The following is a 23,904-nucleotide window of genomic DNA, read 5'->3' on the forward strand; positions in this document are numbered from 1 at the left end:
GCTTATCATACCTTATTTTTCAGAAAATGATAAGTGTTCTGTATTATCTGTTACATAGATGTAGTATAGCACACATACAAAAAGATTTGCAGTTATTTTGACATCACATTATAAAATATATGACATACTTTTTTTCGGAAAACAGCCCCCTTTATATCATTATTGATGATTTGAACAGTAAAACATCTCATATATTCTGACAATCCCTGCAACTGAACCCGGGGCTTCTTGCAATCAAGGTTACTGCGCTGCACAAAAAAAAGAACCACATCTGTGGTTCTTCAACGCGCTATTTTACAACCGCCAGCTGTGGGCGGGCCTGCTGATTTTCCGGTGCTGCCGATTTGTCCTGCCGTCTGACTGCCGACGAGACATTCAACAAAAGCCCCACAGCCATACAGCTTGCCATAAGCGAGCTGCCGCCCGAACTGATGAAAGGAAGCGGAACCCCTGTAAGCGGGATAATCCCCGTTATGCCTCCCACATTAATAAACGTCTGGATGCCAAGCATGCCGGCAACCCCGATTGCAATCATAGATCCGAAGGAATCCTGGGAGCGCTGTGCCAGGCGGAGAGAGCGCACGATCAACAGCAGCAGACAGCCGAGGATGATGGCGACGCCGAGGAACCCAAGCTCTTCCGATACAACCGCCAGGATAAAGTCCGTATGAGGCTCAGGCAGATAGCCCAGCTTTTGCACACTGTTGCCAAGGCCAAGCCCGCTGAACCCACCGGATGCAATGGCAACAAACGAGCTGACGAGCTGATAGCCAAAGGTTTGCTGTGTCCCAAACGGATCTTCGTAGGCAATGAAGCGGGCCTGCTGGTAGACTGGCATTCTGGAAATGACGAACTTCATGCTAAAGTATAAGAGCGGGACCCATACAGGCGACAGCAGAAGTGTGCGGGAAATGAACTTGTTCGGCCGAATTCCTGAGCAGAATAACATACACAGCAGCATGCCGCCCAGAATGAGACTTGTACCCAAATCCGGCTTCAGCATAAGGCCAAAGATGACAAGAATATATAATCCAACCGGCACGACACCCTGCCACAGCGCTGTACCCGTTTCCTGGCGCCTTGCAAAGAAACGGGAAATCAGCAGGATGAATGCAATTTTCACAAATTCCGACGGTTGAACTCCAAACAGCCACAGCTGGGCTCCGTTTGCCTTCGTTCCTTTAAACAGCAACAGTACGAGCACACCGATGCTGCCCCCATACAGCAGCCATACAAACAGCCGCTTGCGCCAGAATTCATAGGGAATAACAGCCAAGGCAACCATGGCAACCACCCCGATCCCAAGAGCCTTCAGTTGTTTCACAAAAAAATAGGTCAATGGTTTATCCGAAAATTTCAAAACCACCACGATGGAGCTTGTGCTGTACACCATAATCAGGCCCAGTGTACACAAAATAATGAACGGAAGCACTAAAGAATAGTCTAGAGACTTCCACATGCGTTTCATGATAAAACCTCTTCCTCTCTCAATTTTACTACTGTATTTCCGTGCACAAAGAGCATTTCCCTTCTTTATGTAGCAAAAAAGCCCAAACTGTAACAGTTTGAGCTCCTATATTGAACCCGTTATCCTTGCTTTTTCGTAAACGCTTCATGAAGCGCAGACAGTTCCCGCTCCAGCTCGCCGAGAATCTCTCTTCCCTGCACCTCTTGGATGAGGCCGAGCCGAACAGCAAAGTCGACTTCACGGGATAACCCGAACATTTGCGTGTCCAATACTTCTTCGTATAACGGACATTGCGGCATCGTCAAATGGTCCATTTGTACCTTGATGAGCTTCAATATTTTTCCGGCATCAGCTTTTAGAAGGGCAAGTGCCTTTTCCTGGTGATTAGTTGCTGTCTCAGACGCCAAATTCGTTCCCTCCGTTTCCGTCCAACTCTCCTATCCTATCTTTTAATATTATAGATAGTTTTGGCAAATTGCAATAAAAATATTTCCCGCCAGCATCACGAGTGACAATCATCCCTGTGAACATTATACTGAAAAGCAGGGGCATAAAACAAATGGGGGGCTGTGAAAATGGAGAATATTTTAAGTATTACTGGCAATGTCCGTTTTTCCATCACCTTGGATCCGGGTGTTTGGATTTTTGATGACCGGAAAAGGGATTTAACTACATATTTTGCGGAACGCCAGGAGGAACAAGACGAGCTTGAGGAATATAAGAGAAAGGCCGGCGCTCACTGGGACCGGGAAATCCGGGAGGGTGCTGTCTACCCGCCGGTAAACAAAAGTGTATCCCGCTTTGAAAAAGAGCGTGTGCTGACCGGGACATTCTGCATGCCGCTGCGCCCGTTCCTTCTCAATGCCGAGGCCGGTGAGGATGCATACGAAGTTGAGATCCACACCGAGGATGAAACGATTACGGTATTGCTGGCGGATGCACTGCATGCAGTGCTCGGCTTTTCCAAAGAGGGCAAGCCGCTGAGGGAGGACGGTCCCGTTCACTTCTATTTCGGGGATGGCTCCAATGAGCACAATCCAATCCGCCGCGTCCGCTCATTCCATGTCCGCTGAGCCGAAAAGCGACCTGCCGAAGCAGGTCGCTCTTTTTTTTATAGAAGGTCAGCCGCCAGCTGTGCCAGACCGGAACGCTCTCCCTTCACGAACTTAACGTGCCCGCTGATCTTTTGTTCTTTAAACTTCTCCACCACATAGGTGAGGCCATTGTTATACTCATCCAAATACGGATGGTCGATTTGCTGCGGGTCGCCCATGAGCACAATTTTGCTTCGTTCCCCCACACGGGTCAAAATCGTTTTCACTTCATGCTTTGTCAGGTTTTGCGCCTCATCAATGATGATGAATTGCTCCGGAATGCTGCGGCCGCGAATATATGTAAGTGCCTCCACTTCGATGGAGCCCATGCCTGCCAAAATCGCATCCAGCTCTCCCGGCTTCTTCGTATTGAACAGATACTCCAGATTGTCGAAAATCGGCTGCATCCAAGGACGGAGCTTTTCTTCCTTTTCCCCCGGCAAATAACCGATATCCTTCCCGACCGGCACGATTGGACGTGCCACCAGAAGCTTCTTATATAATCCCAAATCCTCTGTTTGCATCAAACCGGCAGCCAGAGCCAGCAGTGTCTTCCCTGTCCCGGCCTTCCCAATCAGCGTAACGAGCGGCACATCCTCCCGCAGCAGCAGTTCCATGCCCATGACCTGCTGCACATTGCGCGGCCGGATGCCCCAAATATGCTCATTTGGAAACACAAGCTTTTTGACCTTGCTCCCTGTATGGTCTACAATGCCGACGGCTGAGGCTGACCCGCCGAGCACATCCTTCATCAGCACAAACTGATTTGGATAGAATGGATGATTTGCAATTTCTGAAACAGCGAGCTCTCCTTTTTCATAAAAGCGTCCCAGCTGCTCCTGTTGGATATAGCACTCTAAAAAGCCGGTATAAATATTATCCATTTCAATGACGCGGTCGCTCAGGTAATCTTCTGCCTGCAGACCAAGCGCATCAGCCTTTACCCGGACAAGCACATCCTTGCTGACGAGAATGACTGGGCGGCCGTTCTCCCGGGACTGCTCTTCCAGAGCCAAATTTTTCGCAACTGCCAAAATACGGTTATCATTCGTTTTTTCCACAAAAATTTCCTGCAGTTGCACAAAGGAACGGTGATTCAGCTCAATGCGGAACGTGCCGCCGTTCTCCAGAGGAATACTCTCATGCAGCTTTCCTATTTCCCGAAACTTGTCAATCAGCTTAGACACGTGGCGGGCGTTCCGGCCAACCTCATCCATATACCGTTTCTTGGAGTCCACTTCCTCTAGCACAACAGCCGGGATGACGACCTCATTATCCTGAAACGCGAAAATAGACAACGGATCCTGCAGCAATACATTCGTATCGAGAACATAGATTTTTCCCAATCTGTTACCCCCTGACCTCCTTGAGTTTGCAGAACAAGGGCTTCCGCACCCTTGGACGAACCGTTGCTATAAATATATGTGTGCGGCAGGCTTGATAGAATGACAAACCGTTGAAACTTTCCGAATATCCTCGCTGGCAGCAGGAAAAAGTCGATGGTGCTTACTTTATATATTCGCAAAAGAGCGGACAGTCTCCTGCCCGCTCCTATGTACTAGTATGCTTGTATCGCTGTCAGCACCTGCTGGTCCAGCTTGGCCGCCGCCCGCGCGTCATATGTTTTCTCATATTTCGGCTCCACAGAAACCTTGGAACCGTAGAACATCACATCACGCACTTCTTCGATTGTGACCTCCACAAGCGCCAGCTTCAATGGGATCCCCTCCAGGCGGTCTGTCGGAATCGCAGCCTTGCCGCCGATAGAATAGACAGACTCCTCAGCCATCACTGTGAGCGTAATGGCCTCATTTGCCCGCAGGTTTTGCACAATGCGTGAGCGCTGGTCCACCGCAAAGCGGACAGTCCCTTCGTTCATTGCATATACCCAGGAAATCGCACTTACATTTGGCGTTCCTTTTTCAAAATCGATTGTTGCCACTGTCACAATGCGCTCTTCCTGCAACGCAGCCAGCAGCCCTTGTGTCAGCACCGGTTCCACTACATTTGCCATTTCTTTTCCCCCTCTTGCGCAAACAGCTTGCCTGCGCCATTCTTACAAACTCAGTATACTTTCCATACAAGAGTGCTGTCAAAACCAAGAAAAGCGGAACCGGCTCGTTCAGCTCACCGAAGGGAGGTTCTTCGACCTGAGAGGCGCTTTTTGCCTCTCTGTGTCGGAGGTTCTCTCTGGCAGTGAGCTAGCCGGTACAGCTGGACATCAAGAAAAGCGGAACCGGCTCGTTCAGCTCACCGAAGGGGCACACTTTCGGGCTTTTCCGCTCTTGGCAGGCACCCCGTCCGTGAAGGAAAAACAAAACCGGCTTGTTTCGCCGCCAAATACTTTTTAGAAGGCCGCTCTTTCGTGCTATACTAGACAGGACATATTTTTCGTTTCCGGGGTGACAAGATGAGAGTAAAATGCGTACTATGCGATAAAATCGAAGCATTGCATGATGAGAATCCAGTGGCGAAGCGCCTGCGCAACCGTCCGATTCATACATATATGTGCAATCCGTGCCATGACCGGATTACAGAACGTACGAAGGAGCGGCTCGCGACAGGCAAATTCAAGCTGTATCGCAAGAAAAAAACAGAGGAGGACTGGTAAGGTGAAACGAGGCCTCATTGCGGGTGCCTGGAGCGGCATTGTGCTCGGGCTGTTCTTCAAGCTGCTGGAGACTGTGACTGGTATTAAGGTGTATACATTATTGCTGAATGTCGACTTCATTCCCTACATCGGCAGCATCCGCTGGCCGGAGTGGACGGAGTTCTTATTCCACCTGTTCGTTTCACTCGCCATCGGGGCTGTCCTTGGCTTTCTCCTGCAGCGCTTCCGCATCAGCGCCTATGTGCTTGCGGCACTGCTGACCTTTCCAACTATTTTTTTGTATTTCCCGCTCAGCATCCTGTCGATTCGGGATGTGCCTGTCCCAACAGACATGGCGGCTTTCTCTCTCTGGGTGCTCGGCCACGCTTTGTATGCCGTTGCCCTTGCATATGCATATGAAAAAAGCCCTTATCCGAGATAAGGGCTTAGTAGTTTTTGAACTTCTCCGGTTCACGCTGCATTTGCTCCAAATAACAGTCAATCAGCTCCAACGGAAAACGCGTTGACTTGCTCACGCCATCCTTTTCATAGGACACATAATACATTTCGTCATCCTCGCGGCGTTCTACTTCGATATGGGACACACCGTGATCCTGGCGCAGAATGCCGTCAAACAGCTCGTAGGTTTCCTGTGCCGCCTTGTCATCCGGGCGCCCTTCCGCCACCACCTTGATTGTCAGCCAATTGTACAGAGCATCTTGTACGGAGCGCATTTACATTCCCCCCTCGGCCCGCTGCTTCTTTGACTGATGCAGGCGCAGCTTATAAATCCCAAGCACAATGGCAGCCGCCACAAGCCCCTCCGCCACCGGCAGGAATACGGCAAAGAACGTCAACACCGTGCAGCCAGCCAGCAGCAGTACATATACAATTACAGTTTGCAGCACGGGCAGCTTGCGGGCAAAGCCAAGGTTATATACAATAATGCTCAGCACGACAACCGCGGCATACAGCATCCACATCCCCGTTTCCGGATTTTCATCCACGCGGAACAGCTTCCCAAAAAATGTCATGCGGTTTAAAATATTTACATCCACGTCCATGACTCCCCTTTGTTCTGGTCTACTACTAGAGTAACCCGCTTACATATGTCTGTCTAGACAAAAGCATGAAGAAGACTGAAAATAATTATGCTTCAAAAGTGTTGCGGTATTTGTACAGCTGCCAGGTCACCAGATTCTGCAATCCCGCTAAACCCTGCGCGCTATACAAAAAGGGAACCCGGGTCAGACCCGGATTCCCCTTTATATGCTTACGCTTGTTCTGCGTACTTTTTCTTCTTCGCGAGACGTTCGCGCTCGTTCTTGTCGAGAATCTTCTTGCGAAGACGGATGGACTCCGGTGTTACCTCGCAATATTCATCGTCGTTCAAGTACTCCAGGGATTCCTCCAGAGACATGAGGCGCGGCTTCTTCATTGTTGTTGTTTGGTCTTTGTTGGCGGAGCGGATGTTTGTCGCCTGCTTCACCTTCACGATATTAACCGTCAGATCGTTTTCACGTGTGTGCTCGCCCACAATCATACCTTCGTATACTTCTGTGCCCGGTTCAACGAAGATAACACCGCGGTCTTCTACGCCCATGATGCCGTATGTGGAAGCCTTGCCGGACTCCATGGAAACCAGTACACCCTGGCGGCGGCCGCCCACTTGACCCGGCTGCATCGGCTGATAGCTGTCAAACGTGTGGTTGATAATGCCATAGCCGCGTGTCAGCGTCAGGAACTCTGTTGTATAGCCGATCAGACCGCGTGCAGGCACCATGAACACAAGGCGCATTTGGCCGCTGCCGTTGTTGCTCATATCAAGCATTTCACCTTTGCGCTGGCCCAGAGACTCAATAATAGAGCCTGTATGCTCTTCCGGCACATCAATCTGGACGCGCTCTACCGGCTCGCAGCGGACGCCGTCAATTTCCTTGATAATAACTTCAGGCTTGGACACCTGCAGCTCGTAGCCTTCACGGCGCATATTTTCAATCAGGATGGACAAGTGCAGCTCACCGCGGCCGGATACAATCCAAGCGTCCGGGGAATCTGTGTTATCAACGCGAAGACTTACGTCTGTCTGCAGCTGTTGGCGCAGGCGCTCTTCAATTTTACGCGCTGTCACGAATTTACCTTCACGGCCGGCAAACGGGCTGTTGTTTACCAGGAACGTCATCTGCAGCGTCGGCTCGTCAATACGCAGCACCGGCAGCGCCTCCTGATGCTCCGTCGGACATACTGTTTCACCCACGTTGATATCTTCCATGCCGGATACCGCAATCAGGTCACCAGCTTTTGCTTCCTGAATTTCTTCCCGCTTCAGGCCGATGAAACCAAAAATCTTTGTTACACGGAATTGCTTCACACTTCCGTCCAGCTTCATCAGAGCCACCTGTTGTCCCACCTTCATGGTACCGCGGAACACACGGCCGATTCCGATACGGCCGACATAGTCATTATAGTCAAGAAGCGCCACCTGGAATTGCAGCGGCTCCTCACTGTTATCAACCGGCGCCGGGATATGATCCACAATCGTATCGAACAGAGAGCGCATGTTTTCTTCCTGGTCAGCCGGGTTCGGGCTCAGGCTGGCTGTGCCGTTGATGCCGGAAGCAAATACAACCGGGAACTCCAACTGGTCTTCATTTGCGCCAAGCTCAATGAACAGATCCAATACCTCGTCCACAACTTCCTCAGGACGGGCAAAGTCACGGTCAATTTTGTTCACGACAACGATCGGCGTCAGCTTTTGCTCCAGCGCCTTCTTCAATACGAAGCGCGTCTGCGGCATGCAGCCTTCATAAGCATCGACAACCAGCAATACGCCGTCAACCATCTTCATGATCCGTTCTACTTCGCCGCCGAAGTCAGCATGGCCTGGTGTATCCAAAATATTAATACGGGTACCGTCATAGTTAATCGCCGTATTTTTCGCCAAAATCGTAATGCCGCGCTCGCGTTCCAGGTCGTTGGAATCCATCGCGCGCTCCTCTACATGCTCATTGGAACGGAATGTACCCGCCTGACGAAGCAATTGATCGACAAGCGTCGTTTTTCCATGGTCTACGTGAGCAATAATCGCAATGTTGCGTAAATCTTCTCGTTTTTTCACTCTTCACAACTCCTACATGTTTTTGCTGCCCAAAGCAGCCTTACAGTTATCTTTTTTCACAAAACGGTTTTCAATGCCTTTTCTATTATAAGAGCGAACACATAAAGTTGCAATTCCTCGATATAAAAGATAGTTGTGCTTCCATAAAATTGTACAGTACAATACAGAGGGAGGGTGAACAAACTTATGGAGCAGATTCAATATCGCTTTCTCATGACTGCAATTGTGGCTGTCATTTTTATGATTGGCATTGGCATCATGGTTGCTGAAAGCAGTACAGCAGGTGTAATCGTTTGCATTATCGGCACAATTGCCTCAATGGGCTATGGCTTTGCAATGAAGCGCAAGCTGCGCCGGTAGCTTTTTTGTAAGGAAAAGAGACACTTTCTTTTGCTGCAATAAAAAAACTTCTGTTTATCTGCAGAAGTTTTTTTATTGCATATAAGGGTTACTTTACATATTCCAGGAGTTGCGGATGTACACCCGGTCTGGCAACAAGCACACTTCCTTTTTGCACAGGATCCAGTGCCCGTCCGGCAAAAGTGGTAATAATTCCCCCTGTTTCTTGTATAATGACTGCGCCCGCAGCAAAATCCCAAGGAGACAAGCGCGGCGTCAAGTAGCCGTCCAGACGTCCTGTTGCCACATAGACAATTTCCAAAGCAGCACATCCATAAGAGCGTGTTCCCCGCGCTTCCCGTACAAGCGCTGCCATTTTCTCAGCATTTACCTTCGGATTTTCCGTCAGCCACATGGCGTTTACAGCAATGACACCTTCAGCAACGTTTCCAGGCTGCAGTTCAGCAATCCGGACTCCATTGCAATAGGCACCCTCTCCCCTTACCGCATGATACATTTCGTCATGCACCGGATCATAAATAATGCCGATCATGCCCTCTCCTTCATGATACACGCCTACAGAAATCGCAAAGTTGCGCTTTTGGTGGACAAAATTCATGGTTCCATCAATGGGATCAATCATCCAGATTGTTCCCTCTGCAGAAGCCACCTCATCGCCATAGCCTTCCTCTCCAAGCACCCGGTGCGTTGGATATGTACGTTGAATGCGTTCAATGAAATACTTCTCAATGTGCCGGTCCATATTCGTAACCAAGTCTGACGCATTTGTTTTCGTTTCAATTACCAAGGATTCCTTTAAGGAAGCAAGCAACAGGGCACCCGCCTCACGCACCCACTCCTGAGCTTTTTCCTCTACTTCTCTCCAGCCAACTCGCATTGCTCCACACTCCATTTCTTGTCATTCCTCTAAACTGATCATGGTTTTGCGAAACCGAAACATAAATCCCGTCCTGCTGCAACAGCTTTTTCACAGAAAAAACGAACCTTCATATATAAGGTTCGCACCAAAATTTGGTTCATACATACATTATTATTACGCTTCTAGGCGGATCATTTCAAGTCGGAGCATCTCAAGCTTTCTTTTGCACTCCTCTTTCTTCTTCTCATCATTCTCTGTCATTGCATCGAACAGAACCGCCAATTCATAATCAAGCTCCAAGCGAAGCACCGGAATCCTTTTCTCTGCATCTGTTCTCTTTAACGCGTTAATTACCTGTCTCATTTGTCTGCCTCCTCTCAAATATTAGTTTGCCCTTGGCCCCGATTTGACTCAATTTTCTGATATTTTGTTTTATATCATATTATGTGGGATAAATCCTCTATGCAACAAATTTGGTTTTTTACCTAATTATTTTTTTCGGCCTTCTGCCGCCACAAATGGGACAAGCTGTGCTAGAATGAAAAACAAATTGCTAAGGGGGACGCCTATGAAACAGCTTTCTTTTGATGCCCTTGACTTCGCCGTCTTTGCCGGCGGCGATTTGGAGGAGCGGATGACAAATATACAGACAAGAATCCGGCCAAAGCTGGAAGCATTGGGAGAGCGTTTTGCGCCGTTCTTTGCGGAAGAACTGCATGAGCCTTTCTTTTACCATGTGGCAAAGCATGCCCGCCGTACGGTGAATCCGCCAAAGGATACTTGGGTGGCGTTTGCACCGAACAAGCGCGGCTACAAAATGCTGCCGCATTTCCAAATTGGCCTTTGGGAAACGCATGTGTTTCTGTACTTCGGGCTGATTTACGAGTGTCCGGACAAGCAAGCTTATGCTGCCGGGTTCCTAAAGCATGTAGAGGACATTGTGACTGCCTTGCCATCTCACTTTGTATGGTCGGGCGACCATATGAAACCGGAGGCGGCACCGCGCTCGCAAGAAGAACTGCGTGAGATGATACAACGGCTCGGAAACGTGAAAAAAGGGGAACTGCTGGCCGGCATCCATATTCAAAGGAATGAAATGGTTTCCATGTCGGACGAACAGTTTGTACAAACCATTGAGGATGTGTTTACTGCGTTGCTGCCTTTGTATTCTATCCCCCGTTAACCTATTTGTATGCAGGAGACAACAAAACGGACAATGAAACCATTGTCCGTTTATAATTGTTATTCTATTGTAACACTTCCGTTATTAATTTTCAAAATATTTCTACATTTTAACGACACTGTTTTCCGCTGCTTCTCTTGCTTTTTGCATCGTCCGATAGCAGGAATAGCCGCTCATTTCTTCAAATTCGTCGCAAAGCTTCTTTTCCTCGGCTTTACTTGGCACAATTTCCTTAAAGCGGCGATAGATCCCCATCAGCTCTTCCCGGCTGATGCCGCTCTCGTACGCTTTCTCCACCGCTTCATAAAACCGGACTGCATCAATGATCTCGTCGGTTGACCAGTGATAGTCCAGCGGGTATGCATATTCCATGTTGTCACCTCACTTGCTCCATCTTGTCCGGATCTGCTCCGCCTCCTGTATTATACGTGCAAACAGCTCAGAAACGGAAGGGATATCTGTAATTCTGCCCATCACCTGACCGGCCCATGCAAATCCTTCCTGTCCCTGTCCTTCATAGATAAAGCGGCGGTTGGCTGTCCCGCTTATGTATGGACGCAGTGCTTCAAACCCTTCACCGGCTTGCTCCAGCTGCAGAATCTTGTCAGCCCATTCGTTGCGGATCACCCGTCCCGGAGCTCCCAAGCTGCGCTTAATGACCACGGTGTCGGCTTCTCCCCCTTGCACAAGCATTTCCTTATATATAGGATGCGCATGCACACACTCCTGCGTGGCAATAAAGCGCGTTCCCATTTCAATCCCCTCGGCCCCGAGGCTGAGAGCAGCCATAAAGCCCCGGCCGTCCCCAATGCCGCCGGATGCCACTACCGGAATGCTCACCGCATCCACAACCTGAGGCACAAGCACCATTGTCCCTAAATCATCCCGCCCCAGATGGCCTCCGCCTTCCTGTCCAACGACCATGACCGCGTCCGCGCCAAGCTCTTCCGCCTTTTGGGCCTGCCGTCTCGCCGCCACCAGAACAAGCTTCTTGATATTGGTATTTTCCAAGCGCTTGAAAATGGGTGTCGGATTTCCGCCGGTCATGGTCACAACCGGCACTTCCTCCTCAATGGCCACCTCCAGCATATGCTCATACGGACGTCCGTGCTGCCCGATTGCATAGTTCACCCCGAACGGCTTGTCCGTCATGGAACGAACCTTGCGGATTTCCTCCCGCAGCGCCTCCGGAGAAGGCAGGCTCATGGCCGTAATCTGCCCCAATCCTCCAGCATTGCTCACCGCAGCTGCCAAATCCGCGTATGCCAAATATGCCAATCCGCCTTGGATGATGGGATATTCCACCCCGAGCAGCTTTGTAAGTCTCGTTTCCCAATTCATTGTATTACCCCCTTTTCGTAACAATAGTTCTTCCTCTTTTCCTGTACTCCTCCCCTTTTCAAAAAAATCCCCGGCACTACATAAATATTCTATACATCCGCCATTATAGGTGATATAATTCATTTGTTTTGTTGCAACGAAAAGCGGAGCTGGCCATCCGCCCCCGCTCAAGAACTGATTTTCATCCTTTATATGACCAACAAACTGTTGCGGCTGCAGCAGACTGCATACAAACCATACAAGCGAAGGGGTGTATAAGTTGTCCCAATACGAGACACCATTATTTACAGCATTAGTTGAGCACAGCAAAAGAAATCCAATTCAATTCCATATTCCCGGACACAAAAAGGGACAAGGCATGGACCCTGAATTCCGTGACTTCATTGGTCCGAACGCGCTGTCCATTGACCTGATCAACATTGCGCCGCTTGATGACCTGCATCATCCCAAGGGCATGATCAAGCAAGCCCAGCAGCTGGCGGCAAAAGCATTCGGCGCTGACCATACATTCTTTTCTGTACAAGGCACAAGCGGCGCCATCATGACAATGGTCATGAGCGTATGCGGGCCTGGAGACAAAATTCTTGTGCCGCGCAATGTGCATAAGTCCGTCATGTCCGCCATCATTTTCTCCGGTGCGAAGCCCATTTTCATCCACCCGGAAGTGGACACAAACCTTGGAATCTCGCACGGAATTACCATTTCTTCTGTGAAGCGCGCGCTGGCGCAGCATCCAGATGCAAAGGGATTGCTCGTCATCAACCCTACCTACTTTGGCTTTGCAACAGACCTGAAGCAAATTGTCGAGATTGCGCACGCCCATAATGTTCCGGTGCTCGTAGACGAAGCACATGGTGTGCATATTCATTTCCACGAGGATCTGCCGATGTCTGCCATGCAAGCGGGTGCCGATATGGCAGCCACAAGCGTGCATAAGCTTGGCGGCTCTTTAACTCAGAGCTCCATCTTAAATGTGAAGGAAGGCTTGGTGAATGTAAAGCACGTGCAGGCAATCATCAGCATGCTGACAACAACTTCAACGTCCTACATTTTACTTGCTTCTTTGGATTCCGCACGCAAGCGTTTGGCAACAGAAGGACGCGAGCTGATTGACAAAGCAATCCGCTTGGCGCAGAACATCCGCAAAGAAGTGAACGAAATTCCATACTTGTCCTGTGCGGGCGAAGAGCTTCTCGGCACAGATGCAACCTATGACTTCGATCCGACAAAGCTGATCATTTCCGTGAGAGACTTAGGAATCACAGGCCATGATGTGGAGCTTTGGCTGCGGGAAAAGCATAATATTGAAGTCGAGCTGTCCGATTTGTACAATATTCTATGCCTGATCACACTGGGTGATACGGAGGAAGAAGCAAATCTGCTGCTGGCTGCGCTGCGTGACCTGTCTGAAACCTTCAAGCATCAGGCGGAGGAAGGCAAGCAAGTGCATGTGGAAATTCCGGAAATTCCAGTACTGGCGCTTTCTCCGCGCGATGCTTTCTATTCTGAAACGGAGATCGTTCCGTTTGAGGAAGCGGCAGGGCGCATTATCGCAGAATTCGTAATGGTATATCCGCCGGGAATTCCAATTTTCACACCGGGTGAAATCATTACGCAGGATAACCTGGATTATATTAAAAAGAATCTGGAAGCCGGTCTGCCTGTGCAAGGGCCGGAGGACATGGAGCTGAAAACGCTGCGTGTCATTAAAGAGTATAAGCCAATTGAATAGAATGACAGAAAAAGGCTGCTTCCGTTTTTCCGGAGACAGCCTTTTTCTTTCGCACCACTCCTCCCTGCCCTCATACGATATAAAGACTCTATACTAGGTGGGATGAGTGATGATTGTAATTGGACGTTCTGTTGTGCACCCTTATTTAGCCAACGAAGCAGAACCATTCTTTGAAACGAAGCAGCAAATTTTGACCAGTCTGGCCGGCAGTCAGGAGGTGCATACGTACGAGTCCATCGATCAGCTCTCCTTTGACCTCAATGTGCGCCTCCAGCTGCTGCTTGCCTGTATCAGCCTCTTCAGCGGCGGCATGCAATTTCGCACCTTCGAAACCTCCATATGCAACGAGGCGTACTGGACCCGGGCAAAGAATGGCGGATTTCAACTGAAGAAAGACATGCTCCCTTCCTTTGCCATCCGCGATATCTTTAACAACGGTTCCAAATATGGGACAGAATGCGCAACAGCAATGATTATTATTATGTATAAGGCATTGCTGGAATTGTACAACGAGGACACGTTCAATCGAATGTTTGCCGGCCTGTTATTATATACATGGGACTACGACAAGGATTTGCGCCTCGTAATCCGGACGGACGCCGATATCGTTCAGGGAGATCTTGCCTATTTCAAAAATCCGCATGTGAATCCGGATATGATGCACTGGCAAGGGGAAAACACCATTTATCTGGGCGATGGCATGTACTATGGACACGGTGTCGGAGTGCGCACCTACGACCAAATCATTTTCCACTTGAATGAACGGCGCTTTCCAGGGGCTTTTCTCTCCGCGTATTTAACAGACATGCTGACGCGTATAGATGTTCGCGCCATGAGCCGCTTCGCTGATAAGAACAAGATCGCAACAAACATCCAATTGATCCCCATTCGCGAGAATATCGTTATGGCCACAGTAGGCTCTACAACGACGATACATTAAAGTGCATATCGCAAAAGAGAAAAGTCTGCCAAACCGGCAGGCTTCTATGCTTTAAGCTTCTGTTGTGTCGCGCTTCGGCGCGCAGTTCGGGCAGCACTGCCCATACAATACTGTTACCTTTTCATCCTCGAAGTGTGCAATTGTGCCCTCACATACCTGACATACGATTGTACCCATTTGCTTTTCCCCCTATATATGTGATATTCCCATGGACTTTGTAAACGCTTTACCCTATAACTTTATTTTAATGGGTTATACTGTTAACGTCAATGATAAATTAGTATAACTCATTCAATTATTTTTAGTAGTATAATATGTACTATTATGATTTTATGTGATATAAAAAGACAAAAGCCGCTGCGAAAAGCAGCGGCTTATTCATACTCGGCATGAAGCGGCGGACTCGGGAGCCAAAAACGGAGAATTTCCGCCAAATCATTTGCCTCTTCTTCTGTCCGGAGACGGAATGTGTTCTTCAAATGATGTGCATTTTCAATATCTGTATGATCCAGCAAAGTGGAACGGCCCGTCTGCATGCAAATAATTAATGGTTTTCCGAAAAACATACTGGTATAAATGATCCCGAAATCATAGCGGATATCATTCGTCGTAAAACCAATGAACCTGACCCTTGCCTGCTCATGCTCCTCATACAGCTTTTCGTACACTCTTATGACCTCCTCCTAAATCGTACTAATGTATATATGAAGAAAAAGAAGAAATTATACGCTTTCAATTGTCAAAAAATTTAACTTAGTGCTACAATGAAGTGGGAGACTTAAAAAATTGGGGGATCTATCTATGCAGCATGCGTTCATTAAGCTTGTACCTAAGTCAGTGAAGGAAAGCATCACAATTGAAGATGTAAAGGACTATTTTACATATTACCGGCACATCACGTCGCAAACGGGAAAGCAGCTTGGCTGGGAATATGCTGAAAACGCCTTCCCATACGAAGTCATTCAGACATCGGATGCCACTCTTCATCTAAAGTCCTCTCATGACCGCTATCGCTCGATTTACGTGGGAGTTGGTACAGAAGATGAGCAGCCGTTTGTGCAGCTGACGCTGCCGGAAACAGCTACATTTGGCGATAAGGGCAAAGCAAATGAATTTTGCCGGTTTCTTGCCAAGAAACTCGAGGGGGAACTGCGCCTCTTTAATGGCCGTACCATGTATTTCTACAAACGCTGAAGCAGCTCCTTCAACATCAGAAAAATGATGCTGCTGACGATGGCGCTGACAGCTGCCGGCTTGCGCCGCTGCAAAAGGTAATGCGCCACAACGTAAGAGAAATACAGAAACAACAGAAACAGTGCGACCTCAGCGTGCAGCTTGTCGCGCTGTGATAGATGTGTAACAAGTGAAAAGCTGCCCCAAATCAGGGAGTGCAGCAAATATACAAGTGCAGCCTTCATCGCCTTAGCTCCTTTAGCTAGTCCTTACTATACTATATGGGCGGAAGGCCTGATTCAGAAGTAAAACGCAGGTGGGACCCCCTGCGTTTTCTCATTGTTAAGGAGGAGAGTATGATGCAGCTTTTACAGCTGAACCATTTGGACAGAAAGGCCCTATATCATCTCATAGAGGAAAGCAGCCAGGAAGGGCACCAATTTGTGGGCCGGATGCTGGAGGAGTATGAGAACGGCTCCATGACCTTCCAAAGACCCCGTGAGGCTTTATTCGCTGCGGTGGATGAGGGACAAATCCTCGGTGTATGCGGATTGAGTCCTGATGCTTATTTACAGCAGCCGCATATCGGGCGCGTCAGACACCTGTACGTTGCACAGAAAGCACGCGGCAAAGGCATCAGCCGGATTCTTCTAAATGCCGTTCTGGCAGAAGCTGCCCTGCACTACCAGCTTGTCACTTTATACACAGACAATCCGGTTGCAGCGCGCCTGTACGAATCTGCAGGTTTTCTCCCCTGTACCGGCTTACATAAAGCTACACATTGCTTGCCTATTCAAGAGGACCATGCGATTGCAGAACAGCCGTAAAAAACAGAGTGAGAGCGCCATACACAACAAAAGCCGCCAGACTGCCCTGGCGGCTTTCATTCATGCTTATTTTACAATATGGATTGGCATGCCAAGAGCAACCTCAGCAGCTTCCATAGAGATTTCGCCCAATGTTGGGTGAGCATGGATCGTTTGTGCAATATCTTCTGCAGTCATGCCTGCTTCAATTGCCAGACCAAGCTCGGAGATGATATCGGATGCACCTGCACCAACAACCTGCGCACCAAGCAGCAAACCATCTTCATCATCAGATGTTACCAGCTGTACGAAGCCTTCTGTGCTGTTCAGAGACAGCGCACGGCCGTTTGCGCCGAATGGGAACTTAGAAACAGTTACCTTCAGGCCCTCTTCTTCAGCTTGCTTCTTTGTGTAGCCGACAGATGCCAACTCTGGATCTGTGAAGCATACAGCCGGGATGGCAACATAGTCAATCTCTGCCGCATGGCCGCTGATTGCTTCCGCAGCTACCTTGCCTTCATAAGAAGCCTTATGCGCCAAAGGCGGTCCCGGCACGATATCGCCGATTGCATAGATGTTTGGAATGTTCGTACGGCACTGCTTGTCGATTTCGATTAAGCCGCGCTCGCTGATGGCAACACCCACCTGCTCCAGGCCGATTTCACGAGTGTTTGGACGGCGTCCCACTGTAACCAGCACATAGTCAGCGTCAATGGACTTCATTTCGCCATTTGTTTCGAAGTGTACAGTTACACCATCTTCACGCTCTTCCACAGACTTGCCGAATGCTTTTGTGAAGATTTCCACATTGCCCTTCTTCTTCAGGCCGCGCTTGACAATGGAGCTCATGGACTTCTCAAAGCCAGCCAGGATCTCATCGCCAGCCTCCAGAATGGTAATTTCTGTGCCGAAGTTTGCGTACGCTGTGCCAAGCTCCATACCGATATAGCCGCCGCCGATGACAACAAGCTTCTTCGGAATTTCAGTCAGAGCCAGTGCGCCCGTAGAATCAATTACACGCTTAGAGAACTTGAAGCCAGGGATTTCAATTGGCGTAGAGCCAGTTGCCAGGATCGCGCTCTTGAATGTGTAGGTTTGTGCGGCATCCTCTGTGATGACACGAAGTGTGTTAGCATCCACAAAGTATGCTTCGCCGCGAATGATTTCTACCTTGTTGCCCTTCAGCAGGCCTTCTACGCCGCCAGTCAGCTTCTTTACCACGCTGCCCTTCCAAGCTTGTACCTTGGAGAAGTCAACTGTTACGTTTTCAGCCATGATTCCCATGTCAGCGGAATGCTTCGCATGCTCATAACGGTGGCCGGCGGAAATCAACGCCTTGGATGGGATACATCCAACGTTCAAGCAAACACCGCCAAGGTTGGCTTTCTCAATGATCGCTACTTTTTGGCCAAGCTGGGCAGCACGGATCGCCGCAACGTATCCGCCCGGTCCTGCACCAACAACGACCGTATCTAATTCAACTGCAAAATCTCCTACTACCATGTGCTATTACGCCTCCATTACAAGTAATTGTGGATCGTTCAATAGACGCTTGATGTGGTTCAGCGCGTTTTGAGCTGTTGCGCCGTCAATCAAACGGTGGTCGAAGCTGAGAGACAGTGCAAGCACTGGAGCTGCTACGATTTCGCCATTCTTTACAACTGGCTTTTCTGCAATACGGCCGATGCCCAGGATTGCAACCTCAGGATGGTTGATCACCGGAGTGAACCATTGGCCGCCGGCAGAACCGATATTTGTAATTGTGCAGGACGCACCCTTCATTTCGTTTGGAGACAGCTTGCCTTCACGCGCTTTGCCAGCCAGCTCGTTGATCTCTTTGGAAATGTTGAAGATGGACTTGCGGTCAGCATCCTTGACAACCGGTACAAGCAGACCCTTGTCTGTGTCAGCTGCAATACCGATGTTGAAGTAATGCTTGTGAACGATTTCCTGAGAAGCATCGTCTAAGGATGTGTTCAGGATTGGGAATTCGCGCAGGGCAGATGTCAATGCCTTTACGACATACGGCAAGAATGTCAGCTTGATGCCCTTCGCAGCTGCCACGTCCTTGAACTTCTTGCGGTGTGCAACCAGGTCTGTTACATCCACTTCGTCCATCAGGGTTACGTGCGGCGCAGTGTGCTTGGAGTTCACCATTGCCTTCGCGATTGCTTTGCGGATGCCGCTCATCTTCTCGCGAGTTTCTGGATATTCGCCAACTGGGATTGGCTGCGGCGCAGGTGCTGCTGCCTTTTCTTCTACAGCTGATGCCGCTGCAACTGGCGCTGCTTCTGCTGCCGGTGCTGCTGCAGCTGGGGCTCCGCCGCCTGCCAGGAATGCATCAATATCAGTCTTCAGCACACGGCCGTTTTTGCCTGTTCCTGCAACAAGACGGATGTTTACGCCTTTTTCACGTGCATATTTACGTACAGATGGCATAGAAATGACACGCTTTGCTTCTTCAGCAAGCGGTGCTGCCGGTGTTACTGCAGGAGCCTCAGCCGCCGCAGCAGCCGGTGCTTCTTCTGCCGCCGGAGCCGCTTCTTCATCATGGCCCTTGAACTTCAGGTGCTCATAGCCAGGAGCGTCAAACTTGATCAGGACGTCGCCGACTACTGCAACTGTGCCTTCAGATACAAGCACTTCCAATACTTTCCCTTTTACTGGAGACGGAATTTCAACAACAGCCTTGTCATTTTGTACTTCAAGAAGTACATCGTCTTCCTTTACTTCATCGCCCGGTTTTACGAACCATTTTACGATTTCGCCTTCGTGAATACCTTCACCGATGTCTGGTAATCTAAATTCGAATGCCACGGAATTCATCCCCTCTATCATTAGTTACATGCATAAGAAAAGCGGACACGGTCCGCCTTGCTCCCAGAAGAGAAGGTTCCTTGGCCTGAAAGGCGCTTTTTACCTTTCTGTGCCAAGGGTTCTTCTCTGGCAGGGAGCAGACCGTGGGAGCTGGACAGCCCCCCGTATCTCACCTATCAAGAAAGTGTGCAGAAGGAATCAGCCGATCCCTCTGCACATATATGGATTAGAAGTTCAGTACTTTCTGAATGCCTTCTACGATATCTTTGTGGTTTGGCAGCCATACGCCCTCTGCTTGAGAGAATGGGAAGATGGTGTCAGCTGCAGCAACACGCACAACCGGAGCTTCCAGGCTCAGCACTGCGCGGTCGTTGATTTCTGCCACCACATGCGCAGCCACACCGGCTTGCATCTGTGCTTCCTGCACTACAACAGCACGGCCGGTCTTTTCAACAGATGCAACAATTGCATCAATGTCAAGCGGGCTTACAGAACGAAGGTCAACAACCTCTACAGAGACATTTTCTTTTTCCAGTTCTTCTGCCGCCTTCAGAGCCGCATGTACCATTGCACCGTATGCGAATACGGATACGTCCTTACCTTCACGCTTCACATCTGCTTTGTCCAACGGTACTGTGTATTCACCCTCTGGCACCTCTTGGCGGAAGGAACGATACAGCTTCATGTGCTCCAGGTAGATAACAGGGTCGTTGCTGCGGATGGCAGAGATCAACAAACCTTTTGCATCGTAAGGAGTGGATGGAATGACAACGCGCAAGCCTGGGTGTTGGGCCATCATGCCCTCAAGGCTGTCCGCATGCATTTCCGGTGTATGAACACCGCCGCCAAATGGAGAACGGATTGTGACAGGAGAAGTGAAACGGCCGCCTGTACGGTAGCGCATACGAGCCATTTGACCGCAGATTGAATCCATGATTTCAAATACAAATCCAAAGAACTGCACTTCTGGAACCGGACGGTAGCCTTGCAGCGCCAAGCCGATTGCCAGACCGCCGATACCGGACTCAGCCAGCGGCGTGTCAAATACGCGCTGCTCGCCGAATTCAGCCTGCAGACCTTCTGTCGCGCGGAATACCCCGCCGTTTACCCCAACGTCTTCCCCAAATACCAGGACGTTTGGATCATTTTTCATTTCAACGCGCAGTGCGTCAGTAATTGCTTGAATCAATGTCATTTGAGCCATGGCTTACTTCGACTCCTTCTCTTTATAAATTTCCATCTGCTCTTTCAGGTTGTATGGAAGCTCTTCGAACATGATGCCGATGAGGTCTGTTACCTTTTGCTTCGGAGCTTGGTCAGCCTTGGCAATCGCTTCTTTAATATCTTCCTTCGCTCTTTCAATGACAGCCTCTTCTGCTTCCTGAGACCAAAGACCCTTCGCCTCCAGGAACTTGCGGAAACGCACGATTGGATCTTTCTTTTCCCACTCGTTTTCGATATCCTTTGTACGGTAACGAGTTGGATCGTCACCCGCCATAGTGTGCGGACCGTAACGGAATGTCAATGTTTCAATCAGTGTAGGGCCTTCACCGTTCACTGCGCGCTCACGTGCAAAGCTTGTAGCTGCATATACTGCCAGCGGATCCATGCCGTCTACCTGAATGCCCAAGATACCGGCTGCTACTGCCTTTTGCGCGATTGTGCGGGCAGCAGACTGCTTTTCTACCGGTGTAGAGATCGCATAGCGGTTATTTTGCACAAAGAAAATGGCCGGTGCTTTGTAAGCGCCCGCGAAGTTCAGACCCTCGTAGAAGTCACCTTGAGAGGAACCGCCATCACCTGTATAAGTCACTGCCACATTCTTTTTGCCGCGCAGCTTCATGCCAAGCGCCACACCCGCTGTTTGGATGATTTGCGCACCAATGATGATTTGCGGCGGAAGTGTATTGACGCCTTCAGGCATTTGGTTGCCGTGGAAATGTCCGCGGGAGAACAGGAATGCCTGATACAGCGGCAGGCCGTGCCAAATCATCTGCGGCACATCACGGTAGCCTGGCAGCAGGAAGTCTTCCTTCTCCAGTGCAAAGTGGCTTGCCAGCTGGGAAGCTTCTTGGCCGGCAGTTGGCGCGTAGAAGCCGAGGCGGCCTTGACGGTTCAGAGAAATAGAACGCTGGTCAAGAACGCGTGTATATACCATACGTGTCATAAGTTCTTTCAGTTGATCATCTGTCAGGTCAGGCATCGCGTCCGGATTGACGACTTCGCCTTCCTCATTCAGGATTTGAAACGTTTGAAATTGCGCTTGAATTGCTTGGAACTGCTCTTCAGCGTTAAACAGGGCCTTTTTTGTCTTAGTACCCATTCCGTTCACCTCTTCTTCATTTTCAAACAATTTTTTGTGAAACGCTTTCACTCCAGAAAAGCGGAGATGGACATACAACCGCATGCTCCATCAGATAAGTACGGATTTGGCAGAATCTGCTGCCTTGCTGTTGAATTATGGTGTGCTACTGCATCTGTACTAATATTTTTTCGAAAATAATTAATACAATAATGATCACGAGTTTTAGTTTACAACCATTCCAATTATGCTGTCAATCACTTTGATTTCAATTTTTCAACCCAAAGACATTGTTTTCTTCTTGCTGTTTCCTTCCAGTGGCTCTTCACTGTATTACTAGGCATTGAACCACTGTTATATTATTCCCCATTTCCTAATCCTGCTGTCATAGAATAATATGTAAAGGCTGGTTTCCTTCACTCCGCCACAACAATGCGCAAGCCTGATTTCCGGTAAAACGCCTGTTTGCGTGTATTATACTGGTCCGTCCACTGATTAAATGCCTCATTCAGCTGCTGTACCCGCTTGTACTCCTCGTTGATCCGCTTTACCTGCTGCTGAACCGGCAGGAAGGAGACACCGTCTCCCTGCAACAAGCGGTACAGCTCCTTGTCCTGCGCCAAAGCAGTCTCGTATTGCCGATGCAATTCATCATAGGTTTGATAGCGCTTGTCCATCAGCTGCAGCAGCTCCCGGCCCTGCTTCCGCAAGCTCTTGTTTCTCAGCCGGGAAGCCGACAGGGCAATCTTTTGAAACCGGGCCCTGGCTCTTTCCAGGCTGTGCTGCTCCTCTGACAGATGCTGCTCCCGCTCCTGCAGTGTCTGCTCCGCCCGTACAGCAAGATCGCGGCGTTTTTGCCGTTCCTCTATACCCAGAGACATAATTTGCCGGTATAGATCCTTTTCCTTGCGTTCGAGCATCACCAAGGGCTCCTGCTCCTGCTCAAAGCGCTGCTCCAGCCGCGCCACCCCTTCCAATCCTTCGTACATATCATTCACTGTATTCCGCTCCGAGCAGCCGGACAAGAGCAGCGCGGCTGCAAGCCACCCACACATATACCGGTGCATTCGTTCACCTCCCGCTCTTTTGCCAGCTTCGGCAAAATGCCTGCATATGTATAGCTTTCCTCTCTCCTTCCCAAAAATATACAACTCATTATATAGGCATTTGACCACACCCTTTTCCCCTGCCCGCATACCGTATACTAACCGCAGTAAGCGGGAGCGAAAAGGAGGCAAATATTATGTACGGTTACACAAATTGCTATTACCCAACTTATACGGCACCAGCTTATACAGCACCAGTGTATGGCTATGGCGGCGGCTGTGGCTTCGGTCGCGGCTTCGCGCTGATCGTGGTTCTGTTCATCCTCTTGATCATCGTTGGTGCAGCTTGCATCCACTAATGTAGGAGCAACAAACTATCCGGACAAAGGAAGGCATGCCGCCTTCCTTTTCCATTTGAGACGAAACTGCCGTTTTGTGGTAGACTGAAGAAAAAGAAAGGAGAGATATCATGCTTACAATGGAACATATTGTCCGTGAAGGACATCCAGCGCTGCGCGAGCCGGCTGCTGAAGTTACGCTCCCTCCGTCAGAAGACGATTTACATACATTGCGCAGTATGATTGAATTTGTCATGAACAGCCAGAATCCGGAGATGGCAGCCGAATATGGGCTGCGCCCCGGCATTGGGCTGGCTGCGCCTCAGCTCGGCGTACAAAAGCGTATGATTGCTGTTCACGTATATGATAAAGACGGCACTCTGCACAGCTATGCTTTGTTTAACCCAAAGATTGTCAGCCATTCCGTGGAGCGTACCTATTTGACTACCGGTGAAGGCTGCTTGTCTGTGGACCGCGATGTGCCCGGCTATGTGCCGCGTTATGCACGCATTACGGTGAAAGCAGTCTCGCTTGAAGGCGAAGAAGTGAAGCTGCGGCTGAAGGGACTGCCGGCCATCGTGTTCCAGCACGAAATTGATCATCTGAACGGGGTCATGTTCTATGATCATATTAACAAGGATGACCCGTTTGCTGTTCCGGAGCACGCAGCCCCTTTGGAGCGTTAAGGAAGCATTAAAAAAGAAGCAATCCCCGTTGTTGCAGGGATTGCTTCTTTT

30 protein-coding genes are annotated in these 23,904 nt (G+C 49.5%); 11 read left to right on the forward strand and 19 right to left on the reverse strand.

Going from position 1 to position 23,904, the window contains the following annotated elements; genetic code table 11:
• Window positions 1-289: 289 nt before the first annotated feature.
• Together NK662_RS17315 and NK662_RS17320 are read right to left on the reverse strand one after the other, a co-directional pair.
• Window positions 290-1,468 (reverse strand): FtsW/RodA/SpoVE family cell cycle protein, encoded by a 1,179-nt coding sequence (locus NK662_RS17315; RefSeq protein WP_254760200.1) that lies wholly within the window; start codon window positions 1,466-1,468, stop codon window positions 290-292.
• Between the two features lie 119 nt (window positions 1,469-1,587).
• Entirely contained in the window at window positions 1,588-1,875 is a 288-nt protein-coding gene (locus tag NK662_RS17320; RefSeq protein ID WP_254760201.1) for an Fpa/YlaN family protein, read from the reverse strand.
• 168 nt (window positions 1,876-2,043) lie between these two features.
• On the opposite strand from NK662_RS17320, the gene NK662_RS17325 reads away from it, so the two are divergent.
• Window positions 2,044-2,541: a peptidyl-prolyl cis-trans isomerase gene (locus tag NK662_RS17325; RefSeq protein ID WP_254760202.1), complete on the forward strand. Its 498-nt coding sequence runs from the start codon at window positions 2,044-2,046 to the stop codon at window positions 2,539-2,541.
• A 38-nt stretch (window positions 2,542-2,579) separates the two neighbouring features.
• Here NK662_RS17325 and NK662_RS17330 read toward each other — a convergent pair whose 3' ends face one another.
• The gene (locus NK662_RS17330; protein ID WP_254760203.1) at window positions 2,580-3,908 is read right to left on the reverse strand and encodes a PhoH family protein; all 1,329 of its coding nucleotides are present in this window, start codon (window positions 3,906-3,908) and stop codon (window positions 2,580-2,582) included.
• 212 nt (window positions 3,909-4,120) lie between these two features.
• The gene (locus tag NK662_RS17335) at window positions 4,121-4,576 is read right to left on the reverse strand and encodes a pyridoxamine 5'-phosphate oxidase family protein (RefSeq protein WP_254760204.1); all 456 of its coding nucleotides are present in this window, start codon (window positions 4,574-4,576) and stop codon (window positions 4,121-4,123) included.
• 396 nt (window positions 4,577-4,972) lie between these two features.
• Here NK662_RS17335 and NK662_RS17340 point away from each other — a divergent pair, with 396 nt between their 5' ends.
• Both NK662_RS17340 and NK662_RS17345 read left to right on the forward strand, forming a co-directional pair.
• The gene (locus NK662_RS17340) at window positions 4,973-5,173 is read left to right on the forward strand and encodes a YlaI family protein (protein WP_254760205.1); all 201 of its coding nucleotides are present in this window, start codon (window positions 4,973-4,975) and stop codon (window positions 5,171-5,173) included.
• A 1-nt stretch (window position 5,174) separates the two neighbouring features.
• Complete coding sequence (locus NK662_RS17345) at window positions 5,175-5,594, forward strand: hypothetical protein (protein WP_254760206.1); 420 nt, start codon at window positions 5,175-5,177, stop codon at window positions 5,592-5,594.
• A gap of 4 nt (window positions 5,595-5,598) precedes the next feature.
• Here the strand turns inward: NK662_RS17345 and NK662_RS17350 are convergent, their stop codons facing one another.
• The 3 genes from NK662_RS17350 to typA all read right to left on the reverse strand — a co-directional run bounded on the left by NK662_RS17350 (window position 5,599) and on the right by typA (window position 8,270).
• Entirely contained in the window at window positions 5,599-5,886 is a 288-nt protein-coding gene (locus NK662_RS17350; protein ID WP_254760207.1) for a hypothetical protein, read from the reverse strand.
• Complete coding sequence (locus tag NK662_RS17355) at window positions 5,887-6,198, reverse strand: YlaH-like family protein (protein WP_254760243.1); 312 nt, start codon at window positions 6,196-6,198, stop codon at window positions 5,887-5,889.
• A gap of 227 nt (window positions 6,199-6,425) precedes the next feature.
• Window positions 6,426-8,270: a translational GTPase TypA gene (gene typA, locus NK662_RS17360; protein WP_254760208.1), complete on the reverse strand. Its 1,845-nt coding sequence runs from the start codon at window positions 8,268-8,270 to the stop codon at window positions 6,426-6,428.
• 186 nt (window positions 8,271-8,456) lie between these two features.
• Between typA and NK662_RS17365 the strand changes: the two genes are divergently transcribed.
• A complete protein-coding gene (locus NK662_RS17365; protein WP_254760209.1) occupies window positions 8,457-8,630 on the forward strand; it encodes a DUF5325 family protein in 174 nt (57 codons plus the stop codon).
• 88 nt (window positions 8,631-8,718) lie between these two features.
• Here NK662_RS17365 and NK662_RS17370 read toward each other — a convergent pair whose 3' ends face one another.
• Window positions 8,719-9,507 (reverse strand): inositol monophosphatase family protein, encoded by a 789-nt coding sequence (locus tag NK662_RS17370; RefSeq protein WP_254760210.1) that lies wholly within the window; start codon window positions 9,505-9,507, stop codon window positions 8,719-8,721.
• A gap of 156 nt (window positions 9,508-9,663) precedes the next feature.
• Window positions 9,664-9,852 (reverse strand): YkzI domain-containing protein, encoded by a 189-nt coding sequence (locus NK662_RS17375; protein ID WP_254760211.1) that lies wholly within the window; start codon window positions 9,850-9,852, stop codon window positions 9,664-9,666.
• A gap of 205 nt (window positions 9,853-10,057) precedes the next feature.
• Between NK662_RS17375 and NK662_RS17380 the strand changes: the two genes are divergently transcribed.
• Window positions 10,058-10,672 carry a YktB family protein gene (locus NK662_RS17380; RefSeq protein ID WP_254760212.1) on the forward strand — a complete coding sequence of 205 codons (615 nt, stop codon included), beginning with the start codon at window positions 10,058-10,060 and terminating at the stop codon, window positions 10,670-10,672.
• A gap of 102 nt (window positions 10,673-10,774) precedes the next feature.
• Here the strand turns inward: NK662_RS17380 and NK662_RS17385 are convergent, their stop codons facing one another.
• Both NK662_RS17385 and NK662_RS17390 read right to left on the reverse strand, forming a co-directional pair.
• Window positions 10,775-11,044 carry a UPF0223 family protein gene (locus NK662_RS17385; protein ID WP_254760213.1) on the reverse strand — a complete coding sequence of 90 codons (270 nt, stop codon included), beginning with the start codon at window positions 11,042-11,044 and terminating at the stop codon, window positions 10,775-10,777.
• 9 nt (window positions 11,045-11,053) lie between these two features.
• Entirely contained in the window at window positions 11,054-12,013 is a 960-nt protein-coding gene (locus tag NK662_RS17390; RefSeq protein WP_254760214.1) for an NAD(P)H-dependent flavin oxidoreductase, read from the reverse strand.
• 259 nt (window positions 12,014-12,272) lie between these two features.
• Between NK662_RS17390 and NK662_RS17395 the strand changes: the two genes are divergently transcribed.
• Both NK662_RS17395 and NK662_RS17400 read left to right on the forward strand, forming a co-directional pair.
• Window positions 12,273-13,745, forward strand: coding sequence for an aminotransferase class I/II-fold pyridoxal phosphate-dependent enzyme (locus tag NK662_RS17395; RefSeq protein ID WP_279665014.1), 1,473 nt, complete (start codon window positions 12,273-12,275; stop codon window positions 13,743-13,745).
• Between the two features lie 109 nt (window positions 13,746-13,854).
• A complete protein-coding gene (locus tag NK662_RS17400) occupies window positions 13,855-14,685 on the forward strand; it encodes a protein-glutamine gamma-glutamyltransferase (RefSeq protein ID WP_254760216.1) in 831 nt (276 codons plus the stop codon).
• Window positions 14,686-14,736: 51 nt separating this feature from the next.
• On the opposite strand, the gene NK662_RS17405 is transcribed toward NK662_RS17400, so the two are convergent.
• A complete protein-coding gene (locus NK662_RS17405) occupies window positions 14,737-14,862 on the reverse strand; it encodes a GapA-binding peptide SR1P (RefSeq protein WP_254760217.1) in 126 nt (41 codons plus the stop codon).
• 197 nt (window positions 14,863-15,059) lie between these two features.
• On the reverse strand, window positions 15,060-15,353 hold the full coding sequence (locus tag NK662_RS17410; RefSeq protein ID WP_254760218.1) for a DUF3055 domain-containing protein: 294 nt from the start codon (window positions 15,351-15,353) through the stop codon (window positions 15,060-15,062).
• Window positions 15,354-15,486: 133 nt separating this feature from the next.
• On the opposite strand from NK662_RS17410, the gene NK662_RS17415 reads away from it, so the two are divergent.
• Window positions 15,487-15,879, forward strand: a complete 393-nt coding sequence (locus tag NK662_RS17415) for a DUF1885 family protein (protein ID WP_254760219.1) — start codon at window positions 15,487-15,489, stop codon at window positions 15,877-15,879.
• Here NK662_RS17415 and NK662_RS17420 read toward each other — a convergent pair.
• Complete coding sequence (locus NK662_RS17420; RefSeq protein ID WP_254760220.1) at window positions 15,867-16,103, reverse strand: hypothetical protein; 237 nt, start codon at window positions 16,101-16,103, stop codon at window positions 15,867-15,869. The genes NK662_RS17415 and NK662_RS17420 overlap by 13 nt on opposite strands.
• 111 nt (window positions 16,104-16,214) lie before the next feature.
• Between NK662_RS17420 and NK662_RS17425 the strand changes: the two genes are divergently transcribed.
• The gene (locus tag NK662_RS17425; RefSeq protein ID WP_254760221.1) at window positions 16,215-16,685 is read left to right on the forward strand and encodes a GNAT family N-acetyltransferase; all 471 of its coding nucleotides are present in this window, start codon (window positions 16,215-16,217) and stop codon (window positions 16,683-16,685) included.
• A gap of 66 nt (window positions 16,686-16,751) precedes the next feature.
• On the opposite strand, the gene lpdA is transcribed toward NK662_RS17425, so the two are convergent.
• The 5 genes from lpdA to NK662_RS17450 form a co-directional block, all read right to left on the reverse strand.
• Window positions 16,752-18,167 carry a dihydrolipoyl dehydrogenase gene (gene lpdA / locus NK662_RS17430; protein ID WP_254760222.1) on the reverse strand — a complete coding sequence of 472 codons (1,416 nt, stop codon included), beginning with the start codon at window positions 18,165-18,167 and terminating at the stop codon, window positions 16,752-16,754.
• Between the two features lie 6 nt (window positions 18,168-18,173).
• Window positions 18,174-19,481: a dihydrolipoamide acetyltransferase family protein gene (locus NK662_RS17435; RefSeq protein WP_254760223.1), complete on the reverse strand. Its 1,308-nt coding sequence runs from the start codon at window positions 19,479-19,481 to the stop codon at window positions 18,174-18,176.
• Between the two features lie 226 nt (window positions 19,482-19,707).
• Window positions 19,708-20,685 carry an alpha-ketoacid dehydrogenase subunit beta gene (locus NK662_RS17440; protein ID WP_254760224.1) on the reverse strand — a complete coding sequence of 326 codons (978 nt, stop codon included), beginning with the start codon at window positions 20,683-20,685 and terminating at the stop codon, window positions 19,708-19,710.
• Window positions 20,686-20,688: 3 nt separating this feature from the next.
• Entirely contained in the window at window positions 20,689-21,804 is a 1,116-nt protein-coding gene (gene pdhA, locus NK662_RS17445) for a pyruvate dehydrogenase (acetyl-transferring) E1 component subunit alpha (protein WP_254760225.1), read from the reverse strand.
• A 395-nt stretch (window positions 21,805-22,199) separates the two neighbouring features.
• Window positions 22,200-22,850 carry a YkyA family protein gene (locus tag NK662_RS17450; protein WP_254760226.1) on the reverse strand — a complete coding sequence of 217 codons (651 nt, stop codon included), beginning with the start codon at window positions 22,848-22,850 and terminating at the stop codon, window positions 22,200-22,202.
• A 176-nt stretch (window positions 22,851-23,026) separates the two neighbouring features.
• On the opposite strand from NK662_RS17450, the gene NK662_RS17455 reads away from it, so the two are divergent.
• Window positions 23,027-23,188: a YjcZ family sporulation protein gene (locus NK662_RS17455; protein ID WP_254760227.1), complete on the forward strand. Its 162-nt coding sequence runs from the start codon at window positions 23,027-23,029 to the stop codon at window positions 23,186-23,188.
• A gap of 110 nt (window positions 23,189-23,298) precedes the next feature.
• Window positions 23,299-23,853 (forward strand): peptide deformylase, encoded by a 555-nt coding sequence (gene def, locus NK662_RS17460; RefSeq protein ID WP_254760228.1) that lies wholly within the window; start codon window positions 23,299-23,301, stop codon window positions 23,851-23,853.
• Window positions 23,854-23,904 lie beyond the last annotated feature (51 nt).

Source organism: Ectobacillus ponti, from assembly GCF_024294785.1.
In the GTDB taxonomy this organism is placed as follows: Bacteria; Bacillota; Bacilli; order Bacillales; family Bacillaceae_G; genus Ectobacillus; species Ectobacillus ponti.